Origin of the sequence: Lysinibacillus sp. K60, from assembly GCF_019731275.1 — a bacterium.
GTDB lineage: Bacteria > Bacillota > Bacilli > Bacillales_A > Planococcaceae > Lysinibacillus > Lysinibacillus capsici.
This window is the reverse complement of record NZ_JAASJR010000004.1, coordinates 179,778-198,642: the sequence shown is the minus strand read 5'-3', so window position 1 is coordinate 198,642 and position 18,865 is coordinate 179,778. Positions and strand designations below refer to the sequence as shown.

Genomic DNA, 18,865 nt, shown 5'->3' with positions numbered 1-18,865 from the left:
AAGTTGGATGTGGTTTTTTAATCATAAGAAACTTGGAGGTTTTATTTGTTCATATTCTTTAGGATGCAGTATTTTTCCAAGCTTTATAGCACCTTCAATAAGTCGTGGAGAAGGGCGACAATACAGCCATTCTTCCATTACATGGAGCTGTTCCGATTGAATGGCATGTAACTCTTTGGCATATGGACGTTTTAATAAATTAGCAGGTTGGATACGCTCAAATGCTACACCAACCCAAGCCATCATGATATAGTCAGGCTGGCGTTTAACAACATCTGTCCAATCTGTTTGAACACTAGCAAGCTCAACATCTTGAAATAGATTAATGCCACCGGCAAGAGCGCTAATTTCTGTTAGCCAATTTATTTTCCCAGGAGTAAAAATAGGGTTCGGCCACCATTCCCAATACAGGGTAGGTTTCTTCGGAATTGTTTGTGCAATGGAATACATTTTTTCGATGGAATGCATGTACTCTTCAGCAATTTTCTTTGCTTGTTCCTCCACTTGACAAGCTTTCCCGAGTGTCAGAAGATCTTGCGCAATTTCTTCTAATGAGTTTGCATTAAAAATAATATGAGGAATATTTCTTTCTTTTAGTGCCTCAATGTTTTTTTCCATACCAGGTACACTCAAGGAAGCCAGAACAAGATCAGGCTGTAGTGCCTCTAATGCCTCCATGTTAATTGATAAATCAGGCCCAAGCTGTGGTAGATCTTTAACCGAGGATGGCCAATCGGAATAATCATCAACTCCAACGAGCTGGTCTGTCAGCCCTAAATAGGCGACTAATTCTGTATTGCTAGGACAAATTGAAATTAAACGCATTATTGTTTTCTCCTATTCTTTTTAAGAAAAGTATAGCGAGAGTTCCCGTGATAGACAACGTGTGTGTATCGAGCCCATAAAAAAAGGGGAGAAAACATTTGTTTTCTCCACCCTTTGTATAGGCTTATAGGAAACCATCGATTAAGAAAGGGCAACTGCCTCGAGTGACTCTTCTTTTTTCACAATAGGACCCATTGCATTTGTGATGATTTGTTTGATATCCTCTAGTGTTGCTTTACGAGGGTTCGTCTCAGCACACACATCTAACAATGCATTTTTTGCTAAGATCTCAATATCCTCATCTTTTGCACCTAATTCACGGAAGCCGCTAGGAATATTTAAATCTTGTGATAACTTCTCAATAGCTGTAATAGCCTTTTCAGCGGCATCGCGCTTACTTAAACCTTCTACATTTTCTCCTAATAATTCAGCGATACGAGCAAAGCGCTCTGTACGTGCTGTGACATTAAATCGACAAACATGTGGCAATAAAATTGCGTTGCACACGCCATGCGGTAGGTTATAGAAACCACCCAATTGATGAGCAATTGCATGAACATAGCCAAGTGATGCATTATTAAAGGCCATTCCCGCTAAAAATTGTGCATATACCATTTGTTCACGAGCTTCTATATCAGCTCCATTTGCATAGGCACGAGGTAAATATTCAGGGATTAGTTGAAGGACCTTTTCAGCACATGCGTCCGTGATTGGTGTAGCATTCGTAGAAACGAATGATTCAATAGCATGTGTTAGTGCATCAACCCCAGTAGCTGCCGTAAGAGCAGGAGGTAAACCAATCATTAATTCAGGATCGTTTATAGAAAGTAACGGTGTCACATGCTTATCAACAATGGCCATTTTTACTTTGCGTGCTGTATCCGTGATAATAGTGAAACGAGTCATTTCACTGGCAGTACCAGCAGTTGTATTAATTGCAATTAATGGCACAAGTGGATTTTGTGATTTGTCAACGCCTTCATAATCATGAATGCGTCCACCATTCGAAGCAATAAGTCCGATACCTTTTGCTGCATCGTGTGCGCTGCCTCCTCCAAGAGAAACAATAGAATCGCAGTTTTCCGCATGATACACGGAAATACCATCTTCAATGTTTTGATCTGTTGGATTTGGTTCTGCTTTAGGGAAAATTGCTACATCAATTCCAGCAGCTGTAATGATGTTTGCAATTTGTTCTGAGAGACCTAATTTGTGTAGGCCCTCATCTGTTACGATTAATGTCTTTTTCACTTCTAAATCATTTAAGCGTTTACCAACTTCTTGAATTGCTCCAGGTCCAAATAAGTTTGTTTTCGGCATAACAAATTGCTTTAGAACGTCTGACATATTTCCAACCCCTTTTAAAAAATTATTATTGCTTGAATGATGGTGAACCACCTTTCGCAATTCATCGTATTCTATTTTTTGTAAAAGTTCAACTCGTATTTTTATTAAAATTGTTAATTTTTTTCGTGTTATTATTTTACAAAAAAGTTAAGGCGGTGAAAGAAGGGGGGAATGTTGTTTTGTAGTAGAATATTGAATTTAAAAAGGTTTTAAAAATATTTTACTATGAAAGTAAATTATATTTTTTGGAAAACAGTTCTATTTTGATGACCTAATGAATAGTAAATAACTGATATTTTGTTTTTAATATAAAGGTAGTGATTATATTATATTGAAACTATGTAATTGCTATTTTAAAGTACATAAAAATGTCACAATATAAGATGGGAAAATTATTGTTAATTATAATAATTGGGGCAATGCGTCTGTGCTGAAAAAGTAGTGCATCATTTTGGAGAAATTAGTGGAAATATAAATTCTTGCTTTCGCTTAAATTTATAGTTAGGCTGGTTTAACAATCATGAGTATTTTATTTGTTGGTGGGATTGCACTTGCTGTCCCTTTATTAGTGGCGCTTGTTAAACAGTTAGGTTGGAATATGGGAGGGATTGCAATCTCTATGTACACAGTAATATTATTTGCTGGAACAAGTGTTGCACCGTTCATATCTGTTTATTTCAAACAATTTCTTTACTGTAGCCTTCCTCCTACTTGCTACAATACTCGGTACGGGATTAGTTTCTGCATTAATGATTAAAAGCAAGAAAAAACGTAGGTTCTAATTGATTGTTCATAGGAAGTAGGATCAGGACGATCAAACGTTGAAAAATAAAAAAGCCCTGAAGCCTTGGGATGCAAGGGATTTCAGGGTTTTTATTAGCATTATTTGCAGTGCAAACTGATTAACGAGAGTAGTACTCTACGATGAATGCTTCGTTGATTTCAGCTGATAATTCAGAACGTTCTGGAAGGCGAGTGAATGTACCTTCTTTTTTGTCAGCATCAAATGTTAAGTAGTCAGGTACGAAGTTGTTTACTTCGATTGCTTCTACTACTACAGCAAGGTTTTGAGATTTTTCACGAAGAGAAATCGTTTGACCTGGTTTTACGCTGTATGATGGGATATCAACGCGTTTGCCATCTACTAAGATGTGACCGTGGTTAACTAATTGACGAGCTCCACGACGAGTACGAGCTAAACCTAAACGGTAAACTAAGTTGTCAAGGCGAGTTTCAAGAAGGATCATGAAGTTTTCACCGTGAACACCTTTCATTTTACCAGCGCGGTTAAATAGAGTACGGAATTGACGTTCGTTCATACCATACATATGACGAAGTTTTTGTTTTTCTTGAAGTTGTAAACCGTATTCTGATAATTTTTTACGTTGGTTTGGACCGTGTTGTCCTGGTGCGTAAGGACGTTTTTCGATTTCTTTACCTGTACCGCTTAGTGAGATACCAAGACGACGTGATAATTTCCAAGATGGACCTGTATAACGAGACATATTGTTGTCTCCTCCTTTAAATTTGGTTTTTTTGTTGTAAAACAAAAACCAGTAGTACCCGTTCTTACACGCATTTTATTTTCATGTACTTTCGCCTATGCAGCCGTTAGGTTACACAATACACCATCTAATTTTCATTACTGATCATCTAAGTAGTTGTACATCAGAAAATAGAGGAATAAAATACAATCATAAGCTTATACCACTGCTGCGTTTATTTTACACAAACTCCATTGTAACTGCTTAGGACAAGGACGTCAATTATTAGCTAGTAAAAAAATATAAAAGAACATAGTAGGAAATTCCTCATTACCTATTTTGAATAATATGGGAATAGTTAATGATACGCTGTGTTATGTAAATTGTAAAAGTAAGGGATAATTACATAGTCAAAATGACACAAATTATGTATAATATATTATAAGTTAATAGTAATTGATTTGGACGTTATATAGAAAAGGTGATTTCATGACAGACCATTTACAAACGCTAAAATATATAAAATCTGATGTTTTGAGCTTTTGGGTGAGTTCTTATGAAGAACAAACTAGTTTTAATGGGTATTTTTGTTCATTGAAACAGTTTCTAAAGAAGCGCTTGAAAATTGATAATGCTGCTTTTCTTAGTTTTGAAGGTAATTCCTTAATCCCAATCGAAGAGATGGCTTCATTAACAATTGAAACAAAGCTAAATGCTGTGTCATGGCTGATGATCGAAGCTAGTTTTTATCAACAAAAAGTAGTGAAAATTCCTTATGTATTGAAAGCAAGACAGGCCTATTCAATGATGACAGATATGGTGCTTTTCCAAGCAGAGGGCAAAAATCCCATTGGTATATTACTTGTGGAGGCAACAGAGTCTTGGACAGACTTTATGACCTCGGAGTATGGTGAAGAGTGTATAGAAATACTTTCAAAGGTTCTTCAAATGATTAGAGACAATTTAGATGTCAAAATAAATGAAGACCAATATAGAAAACTATATAACATGACTGACTTATTTCATTCAACAATGGATATTGATTTAATTTTAGAAAACGTATTAAAAAATATACGGGATAATTTTCCTGAGTTTAATGTGGAGCTTATTTTATCGAATGATCAAGATCGACACACGACCATCGATATTAAGCTTTTTGATTATTTATCAGAAAGACCTGCTACAATTGAAGCCTTTGTATCAGGAGAGTTAACGACAGAGTTAGCGAGCGATTTAAATTGTCGGTTGTTAAATGCACCGATTAAGGGCAGGCAAGCTATTTATGGCATCTTGCAAGTAAGTGCTCCCACCACTTATCTTTTTTCAACAACCGAAAAAGATTTTGTACGGATGTTGGCACAAGCTTCAGGAAATGCTCTTGAAAATGCAAAGTTATATCATCAATCGCATCGCCTCGTAAGTGACTTACAACTCATCAATGAAACTTCGCATCGTTTAAATATGCGAATTGACATTCATGAAATGTTACTTTTCCTACAAAAGCAGTTACTGAAATCCTTTCAGCCAATGGAAGTATGTTTCGCATTTAAAAAACACGATACATTTGAAATAACAGGTGCAAGTACCTCCCTGTTCCATTCAGAAAACGGTCAATGTTATATAAAACATGTTGAACAGCACTTTGCTCAAACGAATGATCCACTATTTGTTGCCGATTTCAGCCGTCTAACTCCTAATCAAATTGAGTATCGCTCTATTATGGCGATTCCTATACTTATGGAGGAAAAGATTAATGGTTTTAGTATTGTCTTACATAAAGAGCCATATTTCTTTTCATTCGATAGTTTCAAATTAATGCAATCTTTAATTCACCATTCATCATTAGCCATTGCAAACTCAATTTTACGAACACAGCTTCAGGAAATGGTCGATTTGGATCATTTAACGAAATTGTATGCTCGCAGTTACCTCGATCAGTTTGTAGAAAAATCACTTGAATATGATCAATCGGGTATGTTTTTGTTAATTGATATCGATAATTTTAAACGCATTAATGATACGTATGGTCACCAAGTTGGAGATAAAATTCTTGTTCAGATTGCGGTTCAATTAAAAGAGACTATTGGAAGTCGTGGGATTTGTGCAAGATGGGGTGGAGAAGAAATGTCTGTCTATGTCCCTAATATCGATGAAAAAGAAGCTTTAGAATTAGCATCAACCATTGTGGAAGTCATCCCAAGTGCCACAGATCCACAAGTAACCATTTCTGCGGGTCTTATAACATGGGATGAGCGAGATCGACCAGCATTCCAATCTGTGTTTTTACATGCAGATACAGCCTTGTATGAAGCGAAAAACAGCGGGAAAAATCGCTTTTGTACTCACAATGGATCGTTCCAAACGAATTCATAGAATTGATAATGCAAAATGTAAATGGTTGTTTAAATAAATCGCCCTGAAATGACAATATAAAACATTTCAGGGCAATTTTTAATATTGTATTATAAATGGTTAAGGAGTGTTCTAGCAAATTCCTCTAGGCCACTACGATCTTCCTCTGTAAATCGATTCACGATAGGACTATCGATATCTAACACACCAATAATTTCATCTTGCTTCATTAGCGGTATAACAATTTCAGACTGCGATGCAGCATCACAGGCAATATGTCCTGGAAAATCATGTACATCTTTTACAACAACTGTTTCTCTTGTTGCCACAGCTGTACCACAAACACCACGCCCAATAGGAATTCTAACACAGGCAGGAAGACCCTGGAATGGTCCTAACACAAGCTCATTATCCTGCAAGAGATAAAACCCAACCCAGTTAATGTTCGTTAAAAATTGATTTAACAGAGCGGAGGCATTACTTAAATTGGCGATTTGATTGGTTTCGCCAGTTAATAGTGCATCTAATTGTTTTGATAATGTCAGATACTGGTCAGCAATTGATCCTTCGTAATTAATTTGTGTAAACATACTAAGCACCTCGTTTAAAAGTTATTCATATTGGTAATATAACATTATAGTGTTGATGTAAATCTTCTGCGCTATGTGCATCTGAACCAAATACATATGGTAGTTTAATAGTTTGACTATAATTGATAAGAGCAAATGGTGGATAAGGCTCCTGACAATATTGTTTACTTAAACCAGCACTATTTAAATCTAATTCATAGCCCGCCAATTTCATGCTGTCTAATACTTCTTTGATACGTGGGATGTCATTGATTTTTTCGTTGTGCGCTAGTTGGAATTTATGAATAAGTGATGGGTGCCCAATCCGTTTCGGTTTGTATGGACCAAGATCTGCTCTAATCGATTGTAGGACAGTATCATAATATAAATCATAAACCTGTTCAACAGAGCCAACTTTTTTTGAAAAATCAATAAAGCATTCAGAAGAAAAGTCGATACATACAAAGGTATCTTGCCATTTTAAAAAATGGACTGATAAAATAGCGTCATCTAAAAGATGTCCATAGGTATCAAGGAATTGACGAGTTTCTTGTTCGTAGCCTTGGATGTAGTCTACTTCTAGTCCGATGCGGATACGAATAGCTTGTGCATACTGTTGTTGCAGATGTTGCAATTCTTCAATGTAAGACATGAGATCATCAGGATTCATGCCACTATCTTGTTGCGGGGTTGGATCGACAAAACTTTTGGGCAATGGGGCGTGTTCTGTAAATGTTATATCTGTGAAATGTTGAGAAATTGCTTTTTCAATATATTGCTGGAATGAATCCGTAGTGCCATGTGGACAAAAAGGACTATGTATATGCCCATCACGTTTCATAATTTACCACTCCTTTAGCTCTATAGATACGCTATTTAAATATTTCTCAATAGCGAAAATACAGTTTTCTGAAAAACACTTAAATTTTAGTACAAAAGGCGAAAACATAGTATATAATAAATACAACTAGCCAATTCGTTTATTGTAGAATAGGAGGCTTACGATGGAGTATATCATCATTCCGATTATCCTACTATTAATTTTAGCCATAGTAGGATTTATGATGCGAAGAAAACATGTTGCAATTATTGCAAAACTAGAAAATGAAAAATTACAAATACAACATAATCCTATAAATGAAGAAATTTCAAAAGTAAAATCTTTAAACATGAACGGTGAAACGGAAGAAATGTTTGAACGATGGCGTAATACTTGGGATGAAGTCATCGACGTACATATGACTAAAATCGATTCTCTTCTATTTGATGCTGAGGATCAAATTAATCGACTTCGTTTTAAAAGGGCAACTTTTATAGAACGTGAAATTGAAGATTACATTGAGAAATGCGACCAAGATAAAAATAAAATTTTAGAAGAACTGAATGAATTAATTGGCAGCGAAGAAAAAAATCGAATTGAAATCGAACAATTAAAAGAATACTATCGCTCTGCAAGAAAGACATTGCTGGCTCATCAACATTCATTCGGTGTAGCATTACCTGCATTAGAGAAGAAGCTAGAGACATTTGTTCAAAAATTTGAAGAGTTCGATGTCCTAACAAATGAAGGTAATTATTTGCAAGCGCGAGAAATTGTCATTAGCTTAAATCAAGAATCACAGCAGACATTCGAATATATTAATGATGTTCCAACCATCTTAACAGAAATTCAAGTAAAGCTACCAGGTGCGGTTCAGGAATTGCGTAATGGTCAGCGTGAAATGGAAGACCAATCTTACTATTTACAGCATTTAGAATTGACAGATGCACTTAATAAATATGAAAAAGAATTTGAGGCATTAAAACTCGAACTTGCAGAGCTGAATTTAAAAGTTGTTAAACCGCGTGTGACAGAAATAAATGAAGAAATCGACCATTTTTATGATTTACTTGAAAAAGAGGTTATTGCTAAAAATTATGTAGATCAAAATTGTGATCGTTTATTAAGTTCTATTACCAATGTCATTTCTTCAACAAAATTAGTGAATGACGAGGCAACGTATGTACAGCAAAGTTATCATTTAAATGAAAAAGATGCCGAAATTCCAAAAGTCGCTTTAAAACAATTGGAAGCACTGCAACGTCGCTATGATCTATTAGCTATGCGAGTTAGGGAAGAAAAATCAGCTTATTCTAGCTTACAGGAAGAGTTAATCGAAATTAGTGAAGAGCTTGAACGAATTCATGAAGAACAAGGTCATCTATCGAATACAATGAAGAAACTTCGAATAGATGAAAATAAGGCACGCGCTCAAGTCGAAAACTTAAAGAAAATATTACAGGATACTGATCGTTTATTGAACAAGGCAAATATTCCAGGAATTCCTGAGGAGATGGATGCAAGACTTGATGAGGCAGCAGAGCACATCTATGTTGTCATGCAAAGCTTGCAAGAAGTACCACTTAATATGGGTACTGTTCATAATAATCTAAATGCAGCAACACTCTGTGTAGAGGATGTTAAAGTAAAGGCACATGAGTTAATAGAAAATGTGATGCTCATCGAACGTATTATTCAGTACGGTAATCGCCATCGCGCATCGAACCCAAAATTGAACGGACGTTTACGAGAAGCAGAAGAGGCTTTCCACCAATTCCGTTATGCAAAGGCTTTAGAAGAAGCAGGTACTGCAGTGGAAGAAATGGAGCCAGGTGCCTTAAAGCGTATTCAAGAAATGGTTGCCGAAGAATTCATAGCAAAATAATTCAAATAACATTTTGAGCTGTCTAAAAAGTATAGCGATTACTTTTTAGACAGCTTTCTATTTATGCTTAGATTAGGATGTGATTCAGTATGAAACTGTCGATCAAAGAAATGAATGAACATTTTGCAAGTGAAATTTTACAATGGCAATATGTAGCACCTTACAATTTTTACAATAATGAATTATCGGGTGAAAATGTAAAAGAAATGCTTGAGAATCCTTACTTTGCGATCTTTAATAATCATAGTGATTTAATTGGCTATTATTGTACAGGTACGGCAGCACAAGTGCCAAAAGGGCAAGATATCGGAGTGTATGAAGAATACTGTATAGATATTGGAATTGGTATGAAGCCAAATCTAACAGGTCAAGGATTAGGAACGACATTTTTTTCGTTTATTGTTCAAACAGTTCAAGAAGAACATCATCTACCATTACGTTTAACAGTTGCCCTATTTAATAAGAGAGCAATTCATCTTTATGAAAAATTTGGTTTTGTGAAAGCAATTGAATTTAGTACACCAACAGAGTTTGTCACGATGGTGAAAAAAATGTAGGATATCAATTAAAATTTAAAGAATCGTTAAAGTTAGTGGTCAATCGCCAAAGATTGCGTTATGATAAATACCGTTAAATCAACGTTTTGAAAGTGTGTGAAAAGTTATGGTTAATACAATTTATTTAGATAATAGTGCAACAACTAAGCCATTAAAAGAGGTTATGCAGGCATTTATGGTTGTGAATGAGCAGTATTATGCCAACCCAGCTTCCATTCATGCTATGGGTGTTGAAGCAAATGATTTATTAATACGTGCGCGTGAGCAAGTAGCAGATATTTTGCAGACAGAGGCAAAAAATGTGCTATTTACTTCAGGTGGTACAGAATCAAATAATGCTGCTATTTTTGGCATAGCACGTAGTAATACGCATATAGGAAAGCATATTTTAACGACTGAAATCGAACATCCATCAGTGCTAGAAACAATGAAACAGCTTGAAAAAGAGGGCTATGATGTTGAATATCTTCGTGTAGATCGAAATGGTGTGATTTCTCTAGATGAGCTTCGTACTAAAATACGAAAAGAAACAATTTTAGTTAGCATCATGCATGTGAATAATGAAATGGGTGCAATTCAGCCTATAAAGGAAGCTGCAAAAATGATTCATGAAATGAGTCGTGCTGCCTTTCATGTTGATGCTGTGCAAAGCTTTGGGAAATTAGCAATATCCTTTAAAGAAGAAGGACCTGACTGTATTTCTATCTCTGGCCATAAAATACATGGCTTTAAAGGCTCAGGAGTGTTAGCATTCCGTAAACCCATAAGATGGCAGCCATTGGCTCTTGGTGGAGGTCAGGAATTTGGTATGCGTAGTGGTACTGTAGCAGTTCCGCAAGCTGTTGCTTTAGCGAAAGCGGCTCGACTTGCTGTTGAAACAATGAACGAACGCACAAATAAATACCGTCAATGGCAAGATGAAATCCGCACTCAGCTAGAAAGTTTCGGCGAAGCAGTCCATGTTTTATCAACCCCACAGGGAGCTGCGCATATTGTGTCATTTAGTGTTCGAGATTTAAAAGGGGAAGTCATTATTAATGCTATGCAAAAACGTGGTGTCATTGTGTCGACATCAAGTGCATGTTCTTCCAAGCAAACGAAAACAAGTCATGTAGTCGAGGCGCTTCACCTTGATGAGCATTATAAAAAAGGTGTGATTCGCCTTAGCTTTGGCGCACATAACACAATAGAAGATATAGAAAACTTTAAACAAGTACTAGCAGAAGTAATGTTGGAACTCAAAGGAGAAAATAAGTAAATGATTTGGAAAGAAATTTTAATTAGATATGGTGAGCTTTCTACAAAAGGTCGCAACAAAATGGATTTTATCCGCCGCTTACGTGAAAATATTCGTCATGCCTTTGCAGATTTAGGTCAACTGCATATTCGCACAGAACGCGACCGTATGTTTATTGCCATAGAAGACGAAGCACAAATGCAAATGCTAATTACAGGTTTACCTAAAATTTTTGGTATTCAATCATTTAGCCCTGTTGCTGCATGCGAAAAAGATATGGACAGTATGAAAAAGCTTGCTATCACGATTATGGAGACATTTAAAGACGAGCCACATACATTTAAAGTAGAGGTAAAACGTACTGATAAAACATTTCCTTTAGAATCTCATGCCATCCAACGTGAGATCGGGGGCTATGTTTTACCACAATTTCAAAATTTATCCGTTAAAGTGAAGCAGCCTGATATTGAGCTGCGTGTAGAAGTTCGCCATGATGCAACTTATATGATGGCACAAGTCATTCCTGGTGCAGGTGGAATGCCTGTAGGATCAAATGGCAAGTCTTTATTAATGCTATCTGGCGGTATTGATAGCCCTGTTGCAGGTTATTTAATGATGAAGCGTGGTGTGCGATTAGAGGCAATTCACTTCTTTAGTCCACCTTATACAAGCCAAAATTCATTGGAAAAAGTTAAAGTGCTTGCCAATGAATTAACAAAATTTGGTGCTAGTATTCGTTTACATGTCATTCCTTTTACTGAAATACAAGTTCTTATTAAAGAAAAAGTACCTTCTAACGTATCGATGACTACAACACGCCGAATGATGTTGAAGGTTGCTGATCAGGTGCGTGAGGAAATTGGTGCACTTGCTATTGTAACGGGTGAAAGTCTGGGGCAAGTAGCGAGTCAAACGCTTGAAAGTTTAACAGCAATAAACGCAGTAACAAATACACCTATTCTTCGTCCGCTGATTTCAACAGATAAATTAGAAATTATTGATATTGCAGAAAAAATCGGCACATACGAAACATCTATTCAGCCATTTGAAGATTGCTGCACGATTTTTACACCAGCAAGTCCAAAAACAAAACCGAAGCTTGAAAAGGTTGAGCATTATGAAAGCTTCTCTGACTTTGATGAATTGATCGAGCGAGCAGTGAAGAATCGCGAGGTCTATATTTTCCCTAAGAAAGAAGAACAACAAGATAAATTTGCAGATCTACTATAAGGATTCAAAAGCTGTCTCAAAGCCCATTTTGAGACGGCTTTTTTGTATGGATATTGTTATTCCAATAGAGGTACAATTTACCTCTAATTTTTTTGTATTAAAAATCTAATATCGCACATTCTATATTCACAAGGAGGTGAGAAACATGGCTTCAAACAACAACCGCAGTTCAAACCAGCTTGCAGTACCTGGTGTACAACAAGCACTAGATCAAATGAAATACGAAATTGCACAAGAATTTGGTGTTCAATTAGGAGCTGAAGCTTCAGCTCGTGCCAACGGTTCCGTTGGTGGTGAAATCACTAAACGTCTTGTACAAATGGCAGAATCTCAATTAAAAGGTATGCCAAACAACAACCAATAAATGCAGATTAAGCATTTATAAACTTAAAACCAGTGACCGTAAAAGGCACTGGTTTTAGTTTGTTTATTTGATCATTTATTTATACGAGTTAGAGATCTAAATGTAGCTACTGTATGATCAACATCTTTGCTTTGACAGATAGCTGAAATAACAGCAACACCATCAACCCCCGTTTGAAATACAGAATGTGCATTTGTGAAATTTATTCCACCGATTGCTACAATTGGTAATTCAGGATGCAGTGAATGAGCCTCCTGTAAAAAAGTTGTGCCACATGGTGGTTGTGCATCGCTTTTAGAGGATGTTGGAAAGATTGGACCGATACCAACATAATCAGCTTGATGGTTAATAGCTATTTGCAATTCTTCCTCGCAATGGACAGATACACCAAGAATCATTTTCCCAACTCTTTTACGTGCTACACTTACAGGTAAATCATCTTGTCCGATATGAACACCATCAGCGCCGAGTCGTATCGCTAGATCAACATCGTCATTAATGATGAAGGGCACATTATATTGATGACATAGTTTTTGACATTGGCGTGCAAATTGTTCATAGGCAAGTCCAGTTAACGCATGAGGACCTTTTTCGCGAAATTGAAACATTGTAATGCCTGCTTGCAAGGCTTTTTCTAGGATATAGAGTGGTTGTTCTTGAGGAGGAACATTGCTCGTACCCATAATAAAATAAAGCTGCAAATCCTCACGTTTCATGAATAATCACCTCACAGGCATCTTTATGCTGTTGATAAGCAAAATGATTAGTGGGTCCATGACCATTTCCAATCGATAAATTATACATAATAGCTAATTGGATAAATTTTTTAGCTTCTATAATGGCATTTTCCAGAGTGAATCCTTGTCCAAGAAAAGCAGTAAGTGCTGCGGAAAATGTACATCCAGTACCATGCGTATTTTTTGTTTGGATTCGAGGAGACTGCATCGAAAAAGAACGTCCATTTTTAAAAAATACATAATCAATGGCATAAAGTGGATCTGCTAAATGACCACCTTTAATGATGACACATTGTACACCTAGCTGTAACAAGCTTTGAGCTACTTCTTTCATATCTTCAAAATGATGTATAGCTTTCCCAGTAAGTGTCTCTGCCTCAGGTATATTAGGCGTAACAACCGTAGCAAGTGGTAGTAAAGTTGAGCATAAGGCATCGATAGCTTCTTGCTGTAATAGGCTTTCCCCACCTTTTGCAATCATCACCGGATCAACAATCAGTGGAATGTTTAGCTCACTGATCGTGTGTGCAATTGCTTTGATAATATCTGAGGAATAAAGCATTCCTGTTTTAATCGCAGCGATTGGAAAATCTTCTACCAAGGCCTCGAATTGTTTTTTTATAAAGGAAACGTCAATTGGGCAAACACCTGTTACACCCAAAGTATTTTGAGCAGTTAAAGCAGTAATCACAGAAGTACCAAACACTTCTAATTCCTGAAATGTTTTTAAATCAGCCTGTATACCCGCGCCACCACCACTATCTGAGCCAGCGATTGTTGTTACAATATGCATGAAGCTACACCATCCTTTGATAAGCGATGTATAGCATTGAGTAAGGCTATTTGAAAATCACCAATGTCTGCAGTAAATGCTGATGCCAGTACACCTGCTTTTTTATAGTAAGTAAGTGTTTCTATTAATTGTTGGTAAGGGTTATGGCTTACACTATAGGCTGCGCCACAAATTGCACTAAGTAAACAACCTGTACCCGTTACTTCCGTCATTTGTGGATGACCACCAGCGATCCATTGACTATGCTTGCCATCAGTTATAAAATCGCGTTCTCCTGTGACAATAACAATGCATTGATAGCGTTGAGCCAATGATACGGCTTCTGCTTCCATAGCGATAGTGCCATGACCACTATTGACACCTTTTTGTTGCCAATTTACACCAGCTATTGCTGCTAGCTCGCCGAGATTACAGCGAATAACGGCAAATTGTATGTTTTCAAGTAAATATTTTACGGTTTCCTTACGGTAAGTTGTGGCTCCAACTCCGACAGGATCTAAAACAACAGGAATATCAAGTATATTGGCTTTTTCACCTGCTAATAACATGGCACTTTTTGTGCGATTATTAAGTGTTCCAATATTAATTAATAATGCTTGAGCAATGGCTACCATCTCCTCTACCTCTTGGCAGTCATCGGTCATTACTGGTGAAGCACCTATCGCTAATAAACCATTTGCTTGAAAATTTGCCACTACATAATTGGTAATACAATGGATAAGTGGTTGTTGTTGACGAATTGTTTGAAAAATCATTGTAGTCCTCCTTAAGGGATGGACGTAAGCATGCAAAAAAGGCTCTTTTTGTGTAAAAATGCACGAAAAGAGCCTTTCATCTGAAAAAAGATGTTTATTGCTCCCTACGTCAGTATTAACTAACAGGTTCAAAGGGTCAGGTTTTACCTTCTCAACTCTTGCGAGTCCCCCTGCAATCTTGCTTTTAGTTGACCAAAATGTACCATACTTTTCATTTGTATTCAATAGCAAGTTTTCCTATAGATAAAATGTGACCGATGCCATATAGGAGAGTATGATAGTTGTCATGACTTTACCGAAATTAAACACAAACCATTGAAAATGCTGAAAAAAGAGTTTTATAATGTGTCATAACAAAAGGGGGCAATTGCCATGAAAAGACAAGATTTAGTTGCACCAGAATGGTATAACATAGTAGAGGAAATTGAAAAATATGCTCAGGATGCAACCAAAAATGCTTTAATCATTTATGAAGAAAACCAAGACATCCAATGTATTACATATGCACATTTATTGGAAAAAGCGAATCAAGCAGCACATGTATTCACCAAGCAAGGTTTAAAGAAAGGTGATGTCATTTTAGTGATGGTACCCCGTTCAGTGGAAGCATATATTGTGTATATTGCTGCATTAAAAGCAGGTTTAACTATTATTCCAAGTTCTGAAATGTTAAGAACAAAGGATATTGAGTATCGAATTCGTCATGCAAATGCTAAAGCGGTTATTGCATTTGAACCCTATATTGAACAGTTCGATAAAGTGGGGAATTTACAAGACATCCAACAATTTGTCATAGGGAATGCACATAAACCTTGGCAGAACATACTTGAAAAAATGTATAATCAATCTACAACCTACATAAATCCTATCCCAACAAAAAGCACAGACAATGCATTTTTAGCCTATACAAGTGGAACAACAGGAAATCCAAAAGCAGCAGTGCATACTCATAGTTGGGGCTATGCTCATTTACGAACAACAGCACCACATTGGTTGGGTGTACAAGAAAATGATATTGTTTGGGCGACTGCAGCACCAGGCTGGCAAAAATGGATATGGAGTCCGTTTCTGGCTACTTTAGGCAGTGGTGCTACTGCATTTGTCTACAAAGGTAAATTTGAAGCATCTTCTTATTTAGCATTGCTTCAGAGATTCAAAATCAATGTACTATGCTGTACACCAACTGAATATCGTTTTATGGCAGCGCTTGATAATTTACATGAGTATGATTTAAGTGCAATTCGCCAAGCTGTATCAGCTGGTGAGCCATTAAATAGTGAGGTCATTAGAGTATTCTTGGAAACATTTAAATTACAAGTGCGAGATGGCTATGGACAAACGGAAAATACATTATTAGTAGGCACAATGGTAGGGATGGAAGCAAGAGTTGGCTCTATGGGAAAACCTACTCCTGGCAACACTGTTGAAATTATTAATGATGTGGGCAAACCCGTTACAATCGGAGAAGTTGGTGATATTGCTGTTCATCGTGAAACACCAGCCCTCTTTAAAAAATATTTAAATGATCCTGAACGTACAAATTTACAATTTCGAGGGGATTGGTATATTACAGGAGATCGTGCCTATAAAGATGAAGATGGCTACTTTTGGTTTGATGGTAGAGGAGACGATGTTATTATATCCTCAGGCTATACAATTGGCCCTTTTGAAGTAGAGGATGCTTTAATGAAACATCCAACCGTAAAAGAGGCTGCTGTTATTGCGAGCCCTGATAAAGTAAGGGGAAATATTGTCAAGGCATTTATTGTTCTGCGCAATGGTGAAAAAGGTGATGAAGCGCTTATTCAAACACTCCAAAGTCATGTGAAATCATTAACCGCTCCTTATAAATATCCACGTGCTATTGAATTTGTAGAGGAGCTACCGAAAACATCTTCTGGGAAAATTAGACGTGTCGAATTACGACAACATGAAGTCAAACACCTCCAATTATAATCATTTCCTAGGAAATAATGTCGAAAATCAAAGTTCATCAAAGGTATGGACTTTGATTTTTTTATTTTTTTTAGGTAAGGTAATATGAGGAAATACATAGCTTAAAGCTTTTTGTGTTTAATTATTGCAAAAAAATGAAACAAATTGGCAAGTCATACGTATTACGTGTTGAGGAGGCGGAAAGACATGAATGTAAAAAGGTGGGTTGCTTTAGTAGTGGCAGGTGTTCTCTTATTATTTTCGTTGGGGATTAATACCATTTTTGCGCTATTTAAAGCAGATTTCCTAGGTAATTTTGATAGCTTAATGGCAGGTAATAGCTTAGATGTATATGAAAATGTCATTGAAGGGGAAAATTTTGATAAGCGAATTGCTTATTTAAAGGTAGATGGAACGATTCAAGATATCGGCTCAAGTACATTGTGGCAACCAGTTGCCTATGATCATCAATTTTTCTTAGAACAATTGGATAATATTTTATATGATGAGTCCATACAGGGTGTTGTTTTAAGCGTTAATTCACCAGGTGGTGGTGTAAAGGAATCTGCAGATATCTATAAAAAGCTACTAAAAATTAAAGAAGAACGACAAATTCCAATTTATGTATCGATGGATTCTATGGCAGCTTCAGGTGGTTATTATATTTCGGCACCAGCAGATAAAATATTTGCCCATCGTGATACAATCACAGGTTCTATTGGTGTTATCATGCAATCTATTAACTATCAAGAGCTTGCTGAAAAAGTAGGGGTCAAATTTGAGACGTTTAAATCTGGAGAGCATAAAGATATGCTAAGTCCAATGCGTGAAGTGACAGCTGAGGAACGTGCAATGATGCAAGATATGATTAATGAAACGTACGAAGAATTTGTAGATATTGTAGAGCAAGGACGTAATATGTCTGAAGCAGAAGTGAAGAAGGTTGCAGATGGTCGTATTCTTGGTGGTACAAAAGCGCTTGAAGCAGGGTTAATTGATGAAATTGGTGATGAAGAAGCGGCCATTGCAGCTCTTCGTGAAGATTATGGACTTGAAGATGCGGCTTTATTTGAGTATTCATACGATATGGGTGGCTGGCAATCATACGTAGGTATGAAAATTGGCTCCATGTTCGGTCCCTCTGCCGAAGAAAAAATGCTAATGAAAATCATGACGGACTATAGCGCACCGAAAATGATGTATCTATATGGGGAATACTAAGGGGGGAGCACAATGACAAACAATGAAATTGTTATGCAAGGTTCACCCTCTATGGAAAATGGGTTCTATATAAATACCTCAGGAGAATCAGTAAATGAAAAAAACTATGCTTTAAAAACTGCTGGTTTTTGGGTACGATTTTGGGCATTTTTATTAGATGGATTCATCATTTCTGCTGTAGGTGGAATACTCGTCAATCCTATCTTCTATTTAATGGATTGGTCTTTATCTGATTCTGTTTGGTATGCGCCAATTTCTATTATTACAGCAATTTTCTACTATAGCTATTTTGTGCTGATGACCAAGTTCTTTGGGCAAACACTAGGGAAAATGGTGTTTGGATTACGTGTAATTTCATTAAAGTACGATCAGCTAACTTGGTCAGATGTGTTATTCCGTGATTGGATTGGTCGTATCATCAATAATATTTTTATGCCACTGTATATTTTGGTAGTGATTTTACCAGAAAATCAAGGTTTACATGATTATTTTGCCGATACAACAGTGGTGCACGAAAAAATCTTTATTGAAAAGGCTTCAACACCGACTACTTTACCAAAACAAGAAGAACATGTAGAAATTACTGTACAAGAAGAAAAAATAGACTTAGCCAAGATAGAGGAAAAGAATGAACAATAAACATAAGACTGTCTCAAATTAGGAGACAGTCTTATCTATTTCTAAGTATGTAAGCTATCATAGTTGCAATTAATTCCCTTCATTTAGTAATATTATGTACATATGATGATTAGGA

Annotated in this window: 18 protein-coding genes and 1 riboswitch; of the genes, 10 read left to right on the top strand and 8 right to left on the bottom strand. The window is 36.5% G+C overall.

From position 1 onward, the window contains the following. Positions 1-21: 21 nt before the first annotated feature. Both HCH28_RS11305 and HCH28_RS11300 read right to left on the bottom strand, forming a co-directional pair. A complete protein-coding gene (locus tag HCH28_RS11305) occupies positions 22-825 on the bottom strand; it encodes a cobalamin-binding protein (protein ID WP_221681005.1) in 804 nt (267 codons plus the stop codon). Between the two features lie 141 nt (positions 826-966). Further along, positions 967-2,172 (bottom strand): iron-containing alcohol dehydrogenase, encoded by a 1,206-nt coding sequence (locus HCH28_RS11300; protein ID WP_004226138.1) that lies wholly within the window; start codon positions 2,170-2,172, stop codon positions 967-969. Positions 2,173-2,692: 520 nt separating this feature from the next. Here HCH28_RS11300 and HCH28_RS11295 point away from each other — a divergent pair. Further along, positions 2,693-2,929 carry a hypothetical protein gene (locus tag HCH28_RS11295; RefSeq protein WP_221681004.1) on the top strand — a complete coding sequence of 79 codons (237 nt, stop codon included), beginning with the start codon at positions 2,693-2,695 and terminating at the stop codon, positions 2,927-2,929. Positions 2,930-3,074: 145 nt separating this feature from the next. Here the strand turns inward: HCH28_RS11295 and rpsD are convergent, their stop codons facing one another. Further along, entirely contained in the window at positions 3,075-3,677 is a 603-nt protein-coding gene (gene rpsD, locus HCH28_RS11290; protein WP_004226141.1) for a 30S ribosomal protein S4, read from the bottom strand. A 468-nt stretch (positions 3,678-4,145) separates the two neighbouring features. Between rpsD and HCH28_RS11285 the strand changes: the two genes are divergently transcribed. Further along, on the top strand, positions 4,146-6,029 hold the full coding sequence (locus tag HCH28_RS11285; RefSeq protein WP_221681003.1) for a sensor domain-containing diguanylate cyclase: 1,884 nt from the start codon (positions 4,146-4,148) through the stop codon (positions 6,027-6,029). Between the two features lie 89 nt (positions 6,030-6,118). Here the strand turns inward: HCH28_RS11285 and HCH28_RS11280 are convergent, their stop codons facing one another. Together HCH28_RS11280 and hisJ are read right to left on the bottom strand one after the other, a co-directional pair. Continuing rightward, on the bottom strand, positions 6,119-6,598 hold the full coding sequence (locus tag HCH28_RS11280) for a GAF domain-containing protein (protein ID WP_221681002.1): 480 nt from the start codon (positions 6,596-6,598) through the stop codon (positions 6,119-6,121). Positions 6,599-6,623: 25 nt separating this feature from the next. After that, entirely contained in the window at positions 6,624-7,418 is a 795-nt protein-coding gene (gene hisJ, locus HCH28_RS11275; protein ID WP_221681001.1) for a histidinol-phosphatase HisJ, read from the bottom strand. A gap of 163 nt (positions 7,419-7,581) precedes the next feature. Between hisJ and ezrA the strand changes: the two genes are divergently transcribed. From ezrA to HCH28_RS11250, 5 genes are all read left to right on the top strand, one after another. Next, positions 7,582-9,282: a septation ring formation regulator EzrA gene (gene ezrA / locus HCH28_RS11270; protein WP_221681000.1), complete on the top strand. Its 1,701-nt coding sequence runs from the start codon at positions 7,582-7,584 to the stop codon at positions 9,280-9,282. Positions 9,283-9,371: 89 nt separating this feature from the next. Further along, positions 9,372-9,839, top strand: coding sequence for a GNAT family N-acetyltransferase (locus tag HCH28_RS11265; RefSeq protein WP_221680999.1), 468 nt, complete (start codon positions 9,372-9,374; stop codon positions 9,837-9,839). A gap of 106 nt (positions 9,840-9,945) precedes the next feature. Next, entirely contained in the window at positions 9,946-11,097 is a 1,152-nt protein-coding gene (locus HCH28_RS11260) for a cysteine desulfurase family protein (protein ID WP_221680998.1), read from the top strand. Next, entirely contained in the window at positions 11,098-12,306 is a 1,209-nt protein-coding gene (gene thiI, locus HCH28_RS11255; RefSeq protein WP_048393538.1) for a tRNA uracil 4-sulfurtransferase ThiI, read from the top strand. 145 nt (positions 12,307-12,451) lie between these two features. Then, positions 12,452-12,670, top strand: coding sequence for an alpha/beta-type small acid-soluble spore protein (locus HCH28_RS11250; protein WP_004226165.1), 219 nt, complete (start codon positions 12,452-12,454; stop codon positions 12,668-12,670). Between the two features lie 71 nt (positions 12,671-12,741). Here HCH28_RS11250 and thiE read toward each other — a convergent pair whose 3' ends face one another. The 3 genes from thiE to thiM are packed head-to-tail and all read right to left on the bottom strand — an operon-like array spanning position 12,742 to position 14,955. Next, a complete protein-coding gene (gene thiE, locus HCH28_RS11245; protein WP_221680997.1) occupies positions 12,742-13,386 on the bottom strand; it encodes a thiamine phosphate synthase in 645 nt (214 codons plus the stop codon). Continuing rightward, positions 13,376-14,200, bottom strand: coding sequence for a bifunctional hydroxymethylpyrimidine kinase/phosphomethylpyrimidine kinase (thiD, locus tag HCH28_RS11240; RefSeq protein ID WP_221680996.1), 825 nt, complete (start codon positions 14,198-14,200; stop codon positions 13,376-13,378). The genes thiE and thiD overlap by 11 nt, the downstream gene beginning before the upstream one ends. After that, positions 14,188-14,955, bottom strand: a complete 768-nt coding sequence (thiM, locus tag HCH28_RS11235; protein ID WP_221680995.1) for a hydroxyethylthiazole kinase — start codon at positions 14,953-14,955, stop codon at positions 14,188-14,190. The genes thiD and thiM overlap by 13 nt, the downstream gene beginning before the upstream one ends. A gap of 84 nt (positions 14,956-15,039) precedes the next feature. Next, positions 15,040-15,137: riboswitch (TPP riboswitch) on the bottom strand. 190 nt (positions 15,138-15,327) lie between these two features. Here thiM and mbcS point away from each other — a divergent pair. The 3 genes from mbcS to HCH28_RS11220 all read left to right on the top strand — a co-directional run bounded on the left by mbcS (position 15,328) and on the right by HCH28_RS11220 (position 18,750). After that, on the top strand, positions 15,328-16,911 hold the full coding sequence (mbcS, locus tag HCH28_RS11230) for an acyl-CoA synthetase MbcS (protein WP_221680994.1): 1,584 nt from the start codon (positions 15,328-15,330) through the stop codon (positions 16,909-16,911). A 186-nt stretch (positions 16,912-17,097) separates the two neighbouring features. Then, positions 17,098-18,111: a signal peptide peptidase SppA gene (sppA, locus tag HCH28_RS11225; RefSeq protein WP_048393549.1), complete on the top strand. Its 1,014-nt coding sequence runs from the start codon at positions 17,098-17,100 to the stop codon at positions 18,109-18,111. A gap of 12 nt (positions 18,112-18,123) precedes the next feature. Continuing rightward, the gene (locus tag HCH28_RS11220) at positions 18,124-18,750 is read left to right on the top strand and encodes an RDD family protein (RefSeq protein WP_221680993.1); all 627 of its coding nucleotides are present in this window, start codon (positions 18,124-18,126) and stop codon (positions 18,748-18,750) included. Positions 18,751-18,865 lie beyond the last annotated feature (115 nt).

Coding starts and splice junctions, on each gene's coding strand:
- HCH28_RS11305 (WP_221681005.1), bottom strand. CDS start 825: ATGCGTTTAATTTCAATTTGTCCTAGCAATACAGAATTAGTCGCCTAT.
- HCH28_RS11300 (WP_004226138.1), bottom strand. CDS start 2,172: ATGTCAGACGTTCTAAAGCAATTTGTTATGCCGAAAACAAACTTATTT.
- HCH28_RS11295 (WP_221681004.1), top strand. CDS start 2,693: ATGAGTATTTTATTTGTTGGTGGGATTGCACTTGCTGTCCCTTTATTA.
- rpsD (WP_004226141.1), bottom strand. CDS start 3,677: ATGTCTCGTTATACAGGTCCATCTTGGAAATTATCACGTCGTCTTGGT.
- HCH28_RS11285 (WP_221681003.1), top strand. CDS start 4,146: ATGACAGACCATTTACAAACGCTAAAATATATAAAATCTGATGTTTTG.
- HCH28_RS11280 (WP_221681002.1), bottom strand. CDS start 6,598: ATGTTTACACAAATTAATTACGAAGGATCAATTGCTGACCAGTATCTG.
- hisJ (WP_221681001.1), bottom strand. CDS start 7,418: ATGAAACGTGATGGGCATATACATAGTCCTTTTTGTCCACATGGCACT.
- ezrA (WP_221681000.1), top strand. CDS start 7,582: ATGGAGTATATCATCATTCCGATTATCCTACTATTAATTTTAGCCATA.
- HCH28_RS11265 (WP_221680999.1), top strand. CDS start 9,372: ATGAAACTGTCGATCAAAGAAATGAATGAACATTTTGCAAGTGAAATT.
- HCH28_RS11260 (WP_221680998.1), top strand. CDS start 9,946: ATGGTTAATACAATTTATTTAGATAATAGTGCAACAACTAAGCCATTA.
- thiI (WP_048393538.1), top strand. CDS start 11,098: ATGATTTGGAAAGAAATTTTAATTAGATATGGTGAGCTTTCTACAAAA.
- HCH28_RS11250 (WP_004226165.1), top strand. CDS start 12,452: ATGGCTTCAAACAACAACCGCAGTTCAAACCAGCTTGCAGTACCTGGT.
- thiE (WP_221680997.1), bottom strand. CDS start 13,386: ATGAAACGTGAGGATTTGCAGCTTTATTTTATTATGGGTACGAGCAAT.
- thiD (WP_221680996.1), bottom strand. CDS start 14,200: ATGCATATTGTAACAACAATCGCTGGCTCAGATAGTGGTGGTGGCGCG.
- thiM (WP_221680995.1), bottom strand. CDS start 14,955: ATGATTTTTCAAACAATTCGTCAACAACAACCACTTATCCATTGTATT.
- mbcS (WP_221680994.1), top strand. CDS start 15,328: ATGAAAAGACAAGATTTAGTTGCACCAGAATGGTATAACATAGTAGAG.
- sppA (WP_048393549.1), top strand. CDS start 17,098: ATGAATGTAAAAAGGTGGGTTGCTTTAGTAGTGGCAGGTGTTCTCTTA.
- HCH28_RS11220 (WP_221680993.1), top strand. CDS start 18,124: ATGACAAACAATGAAATTGTTATGCAAGGTTCACCCTCTATGGAAAAT.